The sequence below is a fragment of the Pseudomonas sp. JE3303 genome (assembly GCF_056312565.1).
In genome coordinates this window covers 36,801-50,764 of the sequence record NZ_JBWGIF010000016.1, presented here as the reverse complement: position 1 = coordinate 50,764, position 13,964 = coordinate 36,801, and the positions used below count along the sequence as shown (strand labels likewise).

The 13,964-nt window shown below is 60.4% G+C and carries 12 protein-coding genes; 3 read left to right on the top strand and 9 right to left on the bottom strand.

Annotation, left to right across the window (positions count from 1 at the left end; all coding sequences use genetic code 11):
• Positions 1 to 43 precede the first annotated feature (43 nt).
• Both fabA and fabB read left to right on the top strand, forming a co-directional pair.
• Positions 44 to 559, top strand: a complete 516-nt coding sequence (fabA, locus tag AC0ZZU_RS21645; protein ID WP_158461923.1) for a 3-hydroxyacyl-[acyl-carrier-protein] dehydratase FabA — start codon at positions 44 to 46, stop codon at positions 557 to 559.
• A gap of 11 nt (positions 560 to 570) precedes the next feature.
• The gene (fabB, locus tag AC0ZZU_RS21640; protein WP_476343325.1) at positions 571 to 1,791 is read left to right on the top strand and encodes a beta-ketoacyl-ACP synthase I; all 1,221 of its coding nucleotides are present in this window, start codon (positions 571 to 573) and stop codon (positions 1,789 to 1,791) included.
• A 51-nt stretch (positions 1,792 to 1,842) separates the two neighbouring features.
• Here fabB and AC0ZZU_RS21635 read toward each other — a convergent pair whose 3' ends face one another.
• The 3 genes from AC0ZZU_RS21635 to htpG form a co-directional block, all read right to left on the bottom strand.
• Positions 1,843 to 2,844: an amidohydrolase family protein gene (locus AC0ZZU_RS21635; protein ID WP_476343324.1), complete on the bottom strand. Its 1,002-nt coding sequence runs from the start codon at positions 2,842 to 2,844 to the stop codon at positions 1,843 to 1,845.
• Positions 2,845 to 2,950: 106 nt separating this feature from the next.
• Positions 2,951 to 3,676 carry a dienelactone hydrolase family protein gene (locus tag AC0ZZU_RS21630; protein WP_476343323.1) on the bottom strand — a complete coding sequence of 242 codons (726 nt, stop codon included), beginning with the start codon at positions 3,674 to 3,676 and terminating at the stop codon, positions 2,951 to 2,953.
• Positions 3,677 to 3,734: 58 nt separating this feature from the next.
• On the bottom strand, positions 3,735 to 5,642 hold the full coding sequence (gene htpG, locus AC0ZZU_RS21625; RefSeq protein ID WP_476343322.1) for a molecular chaperone HtpG: 1,908 nt from the start codon (positions 5,640 to 5,642) through the stop codon (positions 3,735 to 3,737).
• A 348-nt stretch (positions 5,643 to 5,990) separates the two neighbouring features.
• On the opposite strand from htpG, the gene AC0ZZU_RS21620 reads away from it, so the two are divergent.
• Positions 5,991 to 6,290, top strand: a complete 300-nt coding sequence (locus tag AC0ZZU_RS21620; protein ID WP_476343321.1) for a hypothetical protein — start codon at positions 5,991 to 5,993, stop codon at positions 6,288 to 6,290.
• Positions 6,291 to 6,363: 73 nt separating this feature from the next.
• Here the strand turns inward: AC0ZZU_RS21620 and AC0ZZU_RS21615 are convergent, their stop codons facing one another.
• The 6 genes from AC0ZZU_RS21615 to odhB form a co-directional block, all read right to left on the bottom strand.
• Positions 6,364 to 7,113: a DUF599 domain-containing protein gene (locus AC0ZZU_RS21615; RefSeq protein ID WP_476343320.1), complete on the bottom strand. Its 750-nt coding sequence runs from the start codon at positions 7,111 to 7,113 to the stop codon at positions 6,364 to 6,366.
• 178 nt (positions 7,114 to 7,291) lie between these two features.
• On the bottom strand, positions 7,292 to 8,605 hold the full coding sequence (gene brnQ / locus AC0ZZU_RS21610; protein ID WP_476343319.1) for a branched-chain amino acid transport system II carrier protein: 1,314 nt from the start codon (positions 8,603 to 8,605) through the stop codon (positions 7,292 to 7,294).
• Between the two features lie 349 nt (positions 8,606 to 8,954).
• Positions 8,955 to 9,839, bottom strand: coding sequence for a succinate--CoA ligase subunit alpha (gene sucD / locus AC0ZZU_RS21605; RefSeq protein WP_158461915.1), 885 nt, complete (start codon positions 9,837 to 9,839; stop codon positions 8,955 to 8,957).
• Complete coding sequence (sucC, locus tag AC0ZZU_RS21600) at positions 9,839 to 11,005, bottom strand: ADP-forming succinate--CoA ligase subunit beta (protein ID WP_476343318.1); 1,167 nt, start codon at positions 11,003 to 11,005, stop codon at positions 9,839 to 9,841. Before sucC ends, sucD begins: the two co-directional genes overlap by 1 nt.
• A gap of 173 nt (positions 11,006 to 11,178) precedes the next feature.
• Positions 11,179 to 12,615 carry a dihydrolipoyl dehydrogenase gene (gene lpdA / locus AC0ZZU_RS21595; protein ID WP_158461913.1) on the bottom strand — a complete coding sequence of 479 codons (1,437 nt, stop codon included), beginning with the start codon at positions 12,613 to 12,615 and terminating at the stop codon, positions 11,179 to 11,181.
• 94 nt (positions 12,616 to 12,709) lie between these two features.
• Positions 12,710 to 13,924: a 2-oxoglutarate dehydrogenase complex dihydrolipoyllysine-residue succinyltransferase gene (gene odhB, locus AC0ZZU_RS21590; protein ID WP_476343317.1), complete on the bottom strand. Its 1,215-nt coding sequence runs from the start codon at positions 13,922 to 13,924 to the stop codon at positions 12,710 to 12,712.
• Positions 13,925 to 13,964: the final 40 nt, after the last annotated feature.

Genomic DNA, 13,964 nt, shown 5'->3' with positions numbered 1-13,964 from the left:
GAAGATTTGCCCCCTGCCACACGGGGATTATTGAGGAGCTCGCATGACCAAACAAAACGCCTTTACTCGGGAAGACCTGCTGCGCTGCAGTCGCGGTGAGCTGTTCGGCCAGGGTAATGCGCAACTGCCCGCCCCGAACATGCTGATGGTCGATCGCATCACCCATATCAGCGCCGAAGGGGGCAAGTATGGCAAGGGTGAGTTGGTCGCCGAGCTGGATATCAATCCCGACCTGTGGTTCTTCGCCTGCCACTTCGAAGGCGACCCGGTGATGCCGGGCTGCCTGGGCCTCGATGCCATGTGGCAGCTGGTCGGCTTCTTCCTCGGCTGGCAGGGCCTGCCAGGCCGCGGTCGCGCGCTGGGCTCGGGCGAGGTGAAATTCTTCGGCCAGGTCCTGCCGCAAGCGAAGAAGGTCACCTATAACATTCAGATCAAGCGCGTCCTCAAAGGCAAGCTGAACATGGCCATCGCAGATGGTTCGGTCAGCGTCGACGGCCGCGAGATCTACACCGCCGAAGGCCTGCGGGTCGGCGTGTTCACTTCCACTGACAATTTCTAAGGGTTATTCGCATGCGCCGCGTCGTTATTACTGGTCTGGGCATCGTATCGTGCCTGGGCAATGACAAAGCTACTGTCACCGAAAACCTGCGCAACAGCCGTCCGGGCATTCGTTTCAACCCGGAATACAAGGAAATGGGGCTGCGTAGCCAGGTTTCCGGTTCCATCGACCTCAACCTCGAGGAACTGATCGATCGCAAGGTCTTCCGTTTCGTGGGCCACGCTGCCGCATACGCCTTCCTGGCCATGCAGGACGCGATCAAGGACTCCGGCCTGACCGAAGACCAGGTGTCGAACCCGCGTACCGGCCTGATCGCAGGCTCCGGCGGCGCGTCGACCCTGAACCAGATGGAAGCGCTGGACATTCTTCGCGAGAAAGGCGTCAAGCGTGTTGGCCCGTACCGCGTTACCCGGACCATGAGCAGCACCGTTTCGGCGTGCCTGGCGACCCCGTTCAAGATCAAGGGCCTGAACTACTCCATCGCGTCTGCCTGCGCTACCAGCGCACACTGCATCGGCACCGCCATGGAACAGATCCAGATGGGCAAGCAGGACGTGGTATTTGCTGGTGGCGGTGAAGAAGAACACTGGAGCCAGTCGTTCCTGTTCGACGCCATGGGCGCCCTGTCCAGCAAGCGCAACGAGACTCCCGAGAAAGCTTCGCGTGCCTACGACAACGACCGCGATGGCTTCGTCATCGCTGGCGGCGGCGGGATGGTCGTGGTCGAGGAGCTGGAGCACGCTCTGGCCCGCGGCGCCAAGATCTATGCTGAAATCGTTGGCTACGGCGCGACCTCCGACGGCTACGACATGGTCGCTCCAAGCGGCGAAGGTGCCATCCGCTGCATGCAGATGGCCATGTCCACCGTCGACGGTCCGATCGACTACCTGAACACCCACGGCACCTCGACCCCGGTCGGTGACGTTGCCGAGATGAAGGGTGTACGTGAAGTCTTTGGCGACAAGGCCCCGGCCATCAGCTCGACCAAGAGCCTGTCCGGTCACTCGCTGGGCGCCGCCGGTGTTCACGAGGCGATCTACTGCATGCTGATGATGGAAGGCAATTTCATTGCCGGCTCCGCCAACATCGAAGAGCTGGACCCTGCCGTTGCCGATCTGCCGATTCAGCTTGAAACGCAGGAAAACGCCAAGATCGACACTGTCATGAGCAACAGCTTCGGCTTCGGTGGCACCAATGCCACCCTGGTGCTCAAGCGCTGGCAGGGCAAGTAGGTCCTGAGCCTGTAGAAGAAAGCCCCGACTGGTTCGGGGCTTTTTTTTGCTTCAGTGCCTGGGCAACACCGCCAGGAAATTATCCCGGGCAACCTTCTGCGCAACGTCCTCGCGCAAGGCGTCCAGGAAAGGCTTGAACCCGTGCATCTGTTCACCCACGCTGCCAAACCGCCCCACCACGTCCGACCCTAGCATGAAGCGGTCCGGGAAGCGCTGCACAAGCGCTATCCAGGACTGGCGCGGCTGCTTCCCGTCATCCAGCAGATAGGGTTCCAACACGCTCCATGACAGGTCGACATACAGGTTTGGATAATCCTCCAGCAGACGTGTCAGGGTCGGCAGGAGAAAATCCATCTTTGTCTGGTGCCGGTGGATCTCCATGCTTGTTCCAGCATGGGCCCAGATGAATCGGGTGTGCGGGTGATTGCGCAAAGGCTCTTCTATTTCCGCCAGGTACAGCGGATTGCGCTCACGCTTGGAGGTGATGTTGGAATGCAGCAGCACCGGCAGGTCGCGCTCAGCCGCAAGGTGGTAGACGCGGGTCATCGCCTCGTTGTTGGCACGAGGGGTGTCGCCGCTGGTCAACGCGGTAAGGTCATCGTGGCGGGTGAAGACTTCGCCGATCCCCTGCCAAAGGCCAGGATAGAGATCAAGCATGCGCTCGATATGGCTCGCGGCGTTCTTGTCGACCGGGTTGAAACCCGTGAGAAATGGATGAAACCGCTGGCGCTGCGTCTCGTTCAACTGCTGCAGCGCCGCTGCGACGTAGACGTCGGTGGCGCTGTACCAATAGGCTGCCGCATCGTCGCCGGCGTAATAGCGAGGGCGCTTGGGTTCGTCTTCATGCCATTTCTTGGCGACTGCCACGCCTGAAATCATCGAGTGCTCGACACCCGCCTCGTCCATTGCCTTGAGCAGCGCGGGCATGCCCTCGGTTTCCTGGAAGAAGTCGACGTAATGCAGATGCGCATCGCTGTAACGGTATTCACGCGCATGCGCCGGGAGGCAAAGCATTCCCGAGAGCAATAGAACGGCCAGGCCCCTGGCAATCATCGGCAGTTTCCTTCGACGGATTGGACACAGAGTAGACCGGGGGAAGTGATCGACGGTTCAGCAACCGACGCGGTCCCGTGCGGGACCGCGCTTGCAGCAGACCACGCTAGCGTTGGAAGACTTCGGCCAGCAGGTTATGCATCGCCTGGAACGCACGCAGCGAGGTACGACGGTCGTACTGCATCTTGCCAGGGGTATTGGCCGCAGGATCGGTGAAGGAATGCACCGCGCCCCCGTAGCTGAGCAATTGCCAGTCGACCTTCGCGGCATTCATTTCCTCTTCGAACGCTGGCAACTGCTCACGCGGCACCAGTGGATCGGAGGCGCCATGCAACACCAGCACCGCGCCTTTGATACGCTTGGCATCGGCCGGGTTGGGCGTATCCAGCGTGCCATGGAAGGATACCGCGGCCTTCAGGTCTGCCCCGTTACGCGCCAATTCGAGCGCGCAGCAACCGCCGAAGCAGAAGCCGAACGCGGCGACCTTGCCCGGCTCCAGCAACGCCCTGGATTGCGCCAGCAACTGGGCCAGGGCAGCTTCCATGCGCTTGCGCAGCTCCGCACGGTCGTTTTTCAGCGGCATCATTGCCGCGCCCGCCTCGTCCGCGTTGACCGGACGCACCGACTGGCCGTAGAGATCGGCGATCAATACCACGTAGCCTTTTTCGGCCACTTCACGGGCAATGCGCTCTGCGCCCTCGCCTATGCCCATCCAGTTCGGCGCCATCACCAGGGCCGGTTGTGCCAGTGCACCCTGGGTGTACACCAGGCGGCTCTCATAGGTTTTTCCAGCCAGGTGGTACACCAGCGATTCGACGATAACCTTGCTCATCAGCTCCTCCTTGCACCATGAAAAAAGCCCGCCGAAGCGGGCTTTGCCTTGCATCAACTCAAGCAGATAGCTCGACCAGCAGCTTGTTCAGGCGACGAACGTAGGCTGCGGGGTCCTTGAGGCTGTCACCAGCCGCCAGGGCTGCCTGGTCAAAGAGAATGTGCGAGAACTCGGCGAAGCGGTCTTCGCTCTGCTCGTTGTCCAGCTTCTCGATCAGCGGATGGGCCGGGTTGAATTCGAAGATCGGCTTGGAATCCGGAACCTTCTGGCCGCTCGCCTCTAGAATCTGGCGCATCTGCAGGCCGAAGTCCTGCTCACCGATGGCCAGGATCGCCGGCGAATCGGTCAGGCGGTGAGAGACACGCACCTCACTGACGCTTTCACCCAGGGCGGCCTTCAGGCGCTCGACCAGGCCTTCCTTGTCCTTGGCGACTTCTTCCTGAGCCTTCTTGTCTTCTTCCGAATCCAGGTTGCCCAGGTCCAGATCGCCACGAGCGACATCTACAAAGGCCTTGCCGTCGAACTCGTTGAGGTAGCTCATCAGCCACTCGTCGATGCGGTCGGTCAGCAACAGCACTTCGATGCCTTTCTTGCGGAAGACTTCCAGATGCGGGCTGTTCTTGACCTGGGCGTGGGATTCGCCGGTGAGGTAGTAGATCTTGTCCTGCCCTTCCTTGGCGCGTGCCAGGTAGTCGGCCAGGGCAACGCTCTGCTCGCCGGTCTCGTCCTGGGTGGAGGCGAAACGCAGCAGGCCGGCGATCTTTTCCTTGTTGGCGAAGTCTTCGGCAGGACCTTCCTTCAGGACCTGGCCGAAGTTCTTCCAGAACCCCTTGTACTGCTCGGGCTCGTTTTTGGAGAGTTTTTCCAGCATGTCCAGCACGCGCTTGGTCAGGGCCGACTTCATCGAATCGATGATCGGGTCCTTCTGCAGGATTTCTCGCGAAACGTTCAGCGACAGGTCGTTGGAATCGACCACGCCCTTGGTGAAACGCAGGTACAGCGGCAGGAAGGACTCCGCCTGATCCATGATGAACACGCGCTGGACGTACAGCTTCAGGCCCCGAGGCGCTTCACGCTGGTACAGGTCGAATGGCGCACGGGCCGGTACATAAAGCAGCGAGCTGTACTCGAGCTTGCCTTCGACCTTGTTGTGGCTCCAGGCCAGCGGGTTCTCGAAGTCGTGGCCGATGTGCTTGTAGAACTCCTGGTACTCCTCGTCCTTGATCTCGGTGCGAGGACGAGTCCACAGGGCACTGGCGCGGTTGACGGTTTCCCATTCGGCGGCAGGCTGCTCTTCGCCTTCAACCGCTTCGGCCTGCTCCTTTGGTAGCTGGATCGGCAAGGCGATGTGGTCCGAGTACTTCTTGACGACGTTGCGCAGGCGCCAGCCATCGGCGAACTCTTCCTCACCCTTTTTCAGGTGCAGGACGATCCGGGTGCCACGCTCTGGCTTGTCGACGGTGGCGACTTCAAAGCTGCCCTCGCCCCTGGAAGACCAGTGCACGCCTTCGCCAGCCGGCAGGCCGGCACGACGGGAGAACACATCGACCTTGTCGGCGACGATGAATGCGGAGTAGAAACCCACACCAAACTGGCCGATCAGGTGCGAGTCTTTCTTCTGGTCGCCGCTCAGGTTCTTCATGAAGTCGGCGGTGCCCGACTTGGCGATGGTACCCAGGTGGGCGATCACATCGTCACGGCTCATGCCGATGCCGTTGTCCTCGAGGGTCACGGTGCCGGCGTCCTTGTCGAAGCTGACGCGGATTTTCAGATCGGCGCCGCCCTCGAGCAGCTCGGGCTTGGCCAGGGCCTCGAAGCGCAGCTTGTCGGCAGCGTCAGAGGCGTTGGAAATCAGCTCGCGAAGGAAGATTTCCTTGTTCGAGTACAGCGAGTGGATCATGAGGTGCAGCAGTTGCTTCACCTCGGTCTGGAAGCCCAGGGTTTCCTTTTGAGTCTCAACACTCATGGTCTTCAAAACTCCGATCTGATGGCAGTTGTCGTGCAGCGGCCGGGCTAGATGCCGAGGCTCGCTTTCACGGCGGGATGTCCACCAGATGGGGGCTGCCATCGCTATTTCAAGGGCTTGTGCGCGTCTTCGATCTTGAAATGTGTCCATGCGTAACGATGGGCCTGGGTGTCATTGCTGTATCACTCGTGCAATACCCGGCCCTCGCGAGGTGCTCTGCAATACACAAGGCCGATAAAAAGTCTATGTAGATCCGAGACTTATATATCTGTATTCTCCGTGGAACTAAATTCCCTTACTTGAGCTCGAAGGAACAAGTAAGTTATTCCACACAAGGAGAGACAACCCATGCGTAAACCTTTTGCTTTTGCTCTGATGCTGGCTGCTGCTCTGGGTCTGGCTGCGTGCGATAAAGCCAGCGAAGACAAAGCCCAGGACGCTCAGGAACATCGTCAAGACGCTCAGGAGAAAATGGGCGACGCTCAGGACAAGATGAACGACGCTGCCGAGGAAAACGCCGAAGCCGCGAAAGACCAGGCTGAAGCCGAGCGCAAGGCCGCTGAAGAGGCAAATACTGCCCCAGCGCCGGAAAACACTCCAGCTAGCCCGGCCGTACCAGCTGCTCCAGCGGAACCTGCCAAGCAGTAATCCGGCAGTTCATAAAGAAACCCGACGCTGTCGGGTTTTTTTATGGGCGATGAAAAGTTCAGGCTTTAACGATTCAGTTGAGTGTATTGGCGACATCCCTACCCGTTTCCACGGGCGTACTTTCGGTCGGTGTGAAGGTCATCACTTCGAGGACATCGGAGTGGAACTCGCGGCGGTACAGGATCAATACCACGCCAATGTTAACCAACATGAACAACCACGGACTGATGAACCAGCTCAACATGGCCATGCCGAAGTAATAGGAGCGCAGGCCGAAGTTGAACTGGTTGGCCGCAAGCGACAACACCCTCGCAGCTCGCAAGGCAAATGCCTTGCGCTCCAGCTCGTTGACCAGACGCTCACCGATCATCGGTGCCGAGCCGACCAGTACCGCGGCGAAGTTGTACTGGCGCATGCACCAGCTGAAGGTGAAAAAGGCGTAGACGAATACAGTCGCCAGACATAGCAGCTTGATCTCCGACATCCCTTGCGAGGTCTGCTGCACCAGCGGCAGATCGGCCAGCAAGGAAAGCGCCCTGTCCGAAGCGCCCAGCACGGTCAGAATGCCCGCGAGAATGATCAGGGTACTAGACGCGAAGAACGATGCATTGCGCTCCAGGTTGCCGATCACGCTGGCGTCGGCAATACGGTTGTCGCGCAGCAGCATGCGGCGCATCCAGTCTTCCCGGTACAAGTGCAGAACGCTGGCCAGACAGGCCGTGTCGCGCGCTTTCCAGGTGGCATAGCGGGTGTAGCCGCCCCAACAGATGACAAACCAGCACGCCGCCAGCAGATTACCCAAATTGCTCTGTATGAAACTCATGCACGTCCCTTATCGCTGATGCAGAGAAGGTATAGACCGGCTTTCGACGCTTGGTTGCCGTAAAAGACACGTCGTTGTAACAAAAAACCCCGCATCCAGGGGATGCGGGGTTTCGGTATCGGCCAAGGGTCGAGGTCTTCAGGCTTGTGGCCGGCTTCGGCGCCTTGGGTTCAAACCATCAGGCCAGCGCTTCGCGCGGGTTGCCAAGCAGGCGGTCGCAGACCACGGCGACGCCAAAGGCTGCTACCGACGGCACCAGCCAGGCCAGGCCCTGCTCGCTCAGCGGCAGATGCGACACGGCGTCCGGCAGCACATGCCCAAGGCTGCTGCCCTTGATCGCATCGACAATGCCGAAGACCAGGGAAACCAGCATCACCGGGGCCAGTACACGGACCGGCGAGTTCCACAGGCCCTTGCAGAAGCTCAAACCCACCAGGACGATGCACGGCGGGTAGATGGCGGTCAGCACAGGAATCGAGAACATGATCAACTTGGTCAGGCCCAGATTCGAGACCACCAGCGAGAAGCCGGCCAGGATCACCACCAGGGCGCGATACGACAACGGCAGGATATTGCTGAAGTACTCGGCGCACGCACACGTCAGGCCAACCGCAGTCACCAGGCATGCCAGGGCAATCAGCACGGCCAGGAAACCACTGCCCAGCGAACCGAAGGTGTGCTGTACATAGGCATGCAGGACCGCCGCACCGTTAGTGGCGCCAGCCGCGATGCCATGGCTGCTCGAGCCCAGCTGGAACAGGCTGACGTACACCAGGGCCAGGCCGACACCGGCGATCAGGCCCGCAATGATCGCGTAGCGGGTGATCAACTGGGGCGACTCGACACCGCGCGAGCGGATGGCGTTGACGATTACGATACCGAACACGAGCGCGCCCAGGGTATCCATGGTCAGGTAGCCATTGATGAAGCCCTGGGAAAACGCCGAGGCCGCATAGGCAGGCTGCGCCTCGCCGACGCTGCCGGCTGGAAGCATGAACGCGGCGATACCCAGCGCGGCAAGGGCGACAATCTTCAGCGGCCCGAGGAAACGCCCCACGGTATCGAGCAGCTTGCCGGGATACATGGAGACGGCCAGCACCACAACGAAGTACACCAGGCTATAGATGAACAGCGCGAGCGGGCTTTCACCGGTCAGCGGTGCAACGCCCACTTCGAACGACACGGTTGCTGTACGCGGGGTGGCGAACAGCGGGCCGACCGACAGGTAGCACACGGCTGCCAGCAGGCCGCCGAAGAACTTGCCGATCGGGCTGCTCAACGCGTCCATGCCGCCGCCGACCTTGGCCAGCGCCACCACGGTGATCACGGGCAGGCCCACGGCGGTCACCAGGAAGCCCATGGCCGCCATCCACACGTGAGGCCCTGCCTGCAGGCCGACAATAGGCGGGAAGATGATATTGCCCGCGCCTACGAAAAGCGCAAACGTCATAAAACCAAGCGCCAGGATATCCTGGCCTTTCAAGACTTTCATTCTAGGAAGTACCACACTGCTGAAATCGGGAGTCGAGAGGGGAATTTCCCTGAGGGTGGGGGAAATGCTGCCCGGCTTGGTGAGCCAGACCCGTTTAGCGTGTCGTTCCCTTTTGGGGCACAAGCATAATATGGATGCGTAGGGTAACGAATTTGTTGAGCAAACGCACTGGCATAGTGCTGCCTGTCCGACGGATCGACGGAGATTATTGGCTGGGGGGCAGGAAAAGTCCGTAAGAATTTTCCTATAGGGCTGATCAATTTTTCAGCAATTCGGTGCGCAACCAAAACCGGAAACACAAAGGCCACCCGGAGGTGGCCTTTGTAGAACTGCGTGGGGGCAGTTTTTATTACTTCTTGGCTTCCCAGCCGGTCAGCTCGGCCAAGGCCTTGCCGATGTCAGCCAGCGAACGCACGGTTTTCACGCCTGCGTCCTGCAGTGCGGCGAATTTCTCGTCCGCAGTGCCTTTGCCACCGGAGATGATGGCGCCCGCATGGCCCATGCGCTTGCCCGCAGGGGCAGTCACACCAGCGATGTAGGAAACGACAGGCTTGGTCACGTTTGCCTTGATGTAGGCAGCCGCTTCTTCTTCAGCCGAACCGCCGATCTCGCCGATCATGACGATCGCTTCGGTCTGCGGGTCTTCCTGGAACAGCTTCAGGATGTCGATGAAGTTCGAGCCTGGGATCGGGTCGCCGCCGATACCGACGCAGGTGGACTGACCGAAACCGGCGTCCGTGGTCTGCTTGACCGCTTCATAGGTCAGGGTGCCGGAACGCGAAACGATACCGACCTTGCCTGGCAAGTGAATGTGACCTGGCATGATGCCGATCTTGCACTCGCCTGGAGTGATCACGCCTGGGCAGTTAGGGCCGATCAGGGTAACACCCAGCTCGTCGCACTTGACCTTGGCATCCAGCATGTCGAGGGTAGGAATACCTTCGGTGATGCAGACGATCAGCTTGATGCCGCCCAGGGCCGCTTCAAGGATCGAGTCCTTGCAGAAAGGAGCCGGAACGTAGATGACCGAGGCGTCTGCGCCGGTGGCTTCTACCGCTTCTTTCACGGTGTTGAACACAGGCAGGTTCAGGTGAGTGGTGCCACCCTTGCCTGGGGTCACGCCGCCGACCATCTTGGTGCCGTAGGCGATGGCCTGTTCGGAGTGGAAAGTACCCTGCGAGCCGGTGAAGCCCTGGCAGATGACTTTGGTGTCTTTATTGATCAGGACGCTCATTACTTGCCCTCCGCAGCTTTGACAACTTGTTGAGCAGCGTCGGTCAGGCTGGTTGCCGCAATGATGTTCAAACCGCTTTCTGCCAGTACTTTAGCGCCCAGCTCGGCGTTGTTGCCTTCCAGACGGACGACAACCGGTACTTTCACACCGACTTCCTTCACTGCGCCAATGATGCCCTCGGCAATCATGTCGCAACGAACGATGCCGCCGAAGATGTTGACCAGTACCGCCGCGACATTGCTGTCGGACAGGATGATCTTGAACGCTTCGGTAACGCGTTCCTTGGTGGCACCGCCGCCTACGTCGAGGAAGTTGGCTGGCTTGCCGCCATGCAGGTTGACGATGTCCATGGTACCCATGGCAAGGCCGGCACCGTTGACCATGCAGCCGATGTTGCCTTCCAGCGCGACATAGTTCAGTTCGAACTTGGCGGCGTGGGCTTCACGGGCGTCGTCCTGCGACGGGTCGTGGAAGGTCTTCAGCTTGGGCTGGCGGTACATGGCGTTGGCGTCGATGTTGAGCTTGGCATCGAGGCAGTGCAGGTCGCCATCGGCCTTGATGACCAGCGGGTTCACTTCCAGCAGCGCCAGATCGTGATCCTTGAACAGCTTGGCCAGGCCAACGAAGATCTTGGCGAACTGAGTGACTTGCTTGCCTTCCAGGCCCAGCTGGAACGCCAGCTCGCGGCCCTGGAACGGCTGAGCGCCGACCAGTGGATCGATGGTGGCCTTGATGATCTTCTCGGGGGTTTCGTGAGCGACTTTCTCGATGTCCACGCCACCTTCGGTGGACGCCATGAACACGATGCGGCGGCTCGAACGATCGACTACAGCGCCCAGGTACAGCTCCTTGGCGATGTCAGTGCAGGATTCGACCAGGATCTTGGAGACAGGTTGACCGTTGGCGTCGGTCTGGTAGGTGACCAGATTCTTGCCCAACCACTGCGCAGCGAACGCCTTGGCGTCCTCTTTGCTGCGAACCAGCTTGACGCCGCCCGCCTTGCCGCGACCACCTGCGTGGACCTGGGCTTTTACAACCCACTCGGTACCACCGATCTTGTCGCAGGCTTCTGCTGCAGCTTCAGGGGTGTCGACTGCGAAACCCTTGGAAACTGGCAGGCCGTATTCAGCGAACAGCTGCTTACCCTGATACTCGTGAAGATTCATGCTTTATACCGTCTTCGTTAGGTACTGCGCTTCGGCGCTGCGCCGTTGCCGGCGCCGCGCCACCTGTGACCGTCAACGCGAGGGTGGTCCCCCGGGCCCGGTCCGGCAGAGGTTCCGCGGTGAGTCATGCGCACAAGACTCACGACGGGCTGTCTGCCGTGGTTTCTTATTGTTTAACGCTTCTTGCGGTTGGCAACGTGAATGGCGCCGCCATTCACTGCCAGTGCGGCTTCATGCAGCGCTTCGGACAGGGTCGGATGGGAGAAGACCATCATGCCCAGGTCCTCGGCGCTGGTGCCGAATTCCATTGCGATCGCACCCTGCTGAACCAGTTCGGCAGCCGATGGGCCAATCACGTGCACACCCAGTACGCGGTCGGTCTTGGCATCGGCGATGACCTTGACGAAACCACCGGTATCGTTGGCCGCCATCGCACGGCCGCTGGCCGCGAACGGGAAGGTGCCCACGTTAACCTCAACGCCTTCGGCCTTCAAGGCCTGTTCGGTCTTGCCGACCCACGCGATTTCCGGGTGGGTGTAGATTACCGAAGGGATCAGGTCATAGTTCATCTGGGCTTTGTGGCCCTTGATGCGCTCGACGACCATGATGCCTTCTTCCGAAGCCTTGTGCGCCAGCATCATGCCGCGCACGACGTCACCGATGGCGAACACGCCAGGAACACTGGTCGCGCACTGGTCATCGACGAAGATATAGCCACGTTCGTCGATGTTCACGCCGCTGTCGGCGGCCAGCAGGTCGGTAGTCACCGGACGGCGGCCGACCGCGACGATCAACTTGTCGAAGGTGATCTTCTGCTCGCCGTTGGCGTCGGTGTAGGTCACTTCGACTTCTTCGCCGTTGACCTTGGAGCCCGTTACGCGAGCGCCCAGCTTGATGTCCAGGCCTTGCTTGGTCAGGGTCTTCTGGGCTTCCTTGGAAACCGCGGCATCGGCGGCCATCAGGAAGGTATCCAGGGCTTCCAGCACGGTGACTTCAGCGCCCAGGCGCGACCATACCGAACCCAGCTCCAGGCCGATGACGCCAGCACCGATCACACCAAGGCGCTTGGGTACGGTCTGGAATTCGAGGGCGCCGGTGGAGTCGACGATGACGTTCTGGTCGACCGGGGCCGGCGGAATGTCGATCGGACGCGAGCCGGAGGCCAGGATCACGTTGTCGGCTTCGATGATTTCGGTGGTGCCGTCGGCCTTGGTGACTTCGACTTTCTTGCCCGCCAGCAGCTTGCCGTGGCCCTGGATCGAGGTCACGCCGTTGGCCTTGAACAGGGTGGCGACGCCGCCAGTCAGGTTCTTGACGATACCGGCCTTGCGGCCGACCATCGCAGCGACGTCCATCTTGACTTCGCCAGTGGAGATACCGTGTACGTTGAAGCTCTCTTTGGCTTCCTTGTACTTCCAGGAGCTGTCCAGCAGCGCCTTGGATGGAATGCAACCGACGTTCAGGCAGGTACCGCCCAAGGCCAGCTTGCCCTCGGCATCGGTGTACTTCTCGATGCAGGCAGTCTTCAGGCCGAGCTGTGCGGCCTTGATGGCGGCCACATAGCCGCCAGGACCTGCACCAATCACTACCACGTCGAATTTCTGGGTCATAAAAGATTCCTTATCAGCTTCAAGCTTCAAGCCGCAAGCTGCAAGACGACCCGCTTCAGCTTGAAGCTTGCAGCTTGCAACTTGCAGCTATTGATTAGATGTCCAGCAGCAGGCGAGACGGATCTTCCAGCAGGTTCTTGATGGTTACCAGGAAGGTCACGGCTTCCTTGCCATCGATCAGGCGATGGTCGTAGGACAGCGCCAGGTACATCATCGGGCGAATGACCACCTGCCCATTGACCGCCATCGGGCGCTGGATGATGTTGTGCATACCCAGGATAGCCGCCTGCGGCGGGTTGACGATCGGGGTCGACATCATCGAGCCGAATGTACCACCGTTGGTGATGGTGAAGGTACCACCAGTCATTTCGTCGATCGACAGCTTGCCATCACGGGCCTTCTTGCCGTAGGTGGCAATGCCGTTCTCGATTTCGGCCAGGCTCATCTGCTCGGCGTTGCGCAGTACCGGCACAACCAGGCCACGGTCGCTGGAGACAGCCACGCCGACGTCGGCATAGCCGTGGTAGACGATGTCCGAGCCATCGATCGAGGCGTTGACAGCAGGGAAGCGTTTCAGTGCTTCGGTGGCGGCCTTGACGAAGAACGACATGAAGCCCAGGCGAACGCCATTGTGGGTCTTCTCGAACAGGTCCTTGTACTTCGAGCGCAGGGCCATGACTTCGGTCATGTCGACTTCGTTGAACGTGGTCAGCATGGCCATGTTCGACTGGGCGTCGACCAGGCGCTTGGCCACGGTGGCGCGCACGCGGGTCATCGGCACGCGCTTCTCGGTGCGGTCGCCAGTGGCGGTCACGACCGGAGCAGCGGCGGCTGGCTTGGCGGCAGGTGCGGCGGCGGGAGCGGACTTCTTCGCCTCGACAGCGGCAACCACGTCTTCCTTGGTGATTCGGCCGTCTTTACCAGTGCCCTTGATGCTGTTCAGGGCGATACCGTTTTCTTCAGCCAGCTTGCGCGCGGCCGGAGCGCCAATGGCGTCTTCGTCGCCGGCAGCCGCGGCGGCGGCAGGAGCAGCGGCTGCCGGGGCTGCAGCAGGTGCGGCAGCAGCAACGCCGCCTTCCTGGATCGAGCCCAGGACTTCGTCGGACAGGACGGTATCGCCCTCGCCCTTGACGATTGCACCCAGCACGCCATCAGCAGTGGCCAGCACTTCCAGGACGACCTTGTCGGTCTCGATGTCGACGATCAGTTCGTCACGCTTGACGGCCTCGCCCGGTTGCTTGTGCCAGGTGGCAACGGTGCCATCGGCAACCGATTCCGGGAAAGTAGGCGCTTTGATCTCGATAGCCATTATCAGTAATTCCTTAAATTCGATTTCTGGTGCGCGAAGG

Excerpts from the sequence above, each read along its gene's own strand:
- htpG (WP_476343322.1), bottom strand. The coding sequence starts at position 5,642 with ATGAGTGTTGAGACTCAAAAGGAAACCCTGGGCTTCCAGACCGAGGTG.
- sucD (WP_158461915.1), bottom strand. The coding sequence starts at position 9,839 with ATGAGCGTCCTGATCAATAAAGACACCAAAGTCATCTGCCAGGGCTTC.
- sucC (WP_476343318.1), bottom strand. The coding sequence starts at position 11,005 with ATGAATCTTCACGAGTATCAGGGTAAGCAGCTGTTCGCTGAATACGGC.
- odhB (WP_476343317.1), bottom strand. The coding sequence starts at position 13,924 with ATGGCTATCGAGATCAAAGCGCCTACTTTCCCGGAATCGGTTGCCGAT.
- lpdA (WP_158461913.1), bottom strand. The coding sequence starts at position 12,615 with ATGACCCAGAAATTCGACGTGGTAGTGATTGGTGCAGGTCCTGGCGGC.
- fabB (WP_476343325.1), top strand. The coding sequence starts at position 571 with ATGCGCCGCGTCGTTATTACTGGTCTGGGCATCGTATCGTGCCTGGGC.
- AC0ZZU_RS21620 (WP_476343321.1), top strand. The coding sequence starts at position 5,991 with ATGCGTAAACCTTTTGCTTTTGCTCTGATGCTGGCTGCTGCTCTGGGT.
- brnQ (WP_476343319.1), bottom strand. The coding sequence starts at position 8,605 with ATGAAAGTCTTGAAAGGCCAGGATATCCTGGCGCTTGGTTTTATGACG.
- AC0ZZU_RS21615 (WP_476343320.1), bottom strand. The coding sequence starts at position 7,113 with ATGAGTTTCATACAGAGCAATTTGGGTAATCTGCTGGCGGCGTGCTGG.
- AC0ZZU_RS21635 (WP_476343324.1), bottom strand. The coding sequence starts at position 2,844 with ATGATTGCCAGGGGCCTGGCCGTTCTATTGCTCTCGGGAATGCTTTGC.
- AC0ZZU_RS21630 (WP_476343323.1), bottom strand. The coding sequence starts at position 3,676 with ATGAGCAAGGTTATCGTCGAATCGCTGGTGTACCACCTGGCTGGAAAA.
- fabA (WP_158461923.1), top strand. The coding sequence starts at position 44 with ATGACCAAACAAAACGCCTTTACTCGGGAAGACCTGCTGCGCTGCAGT.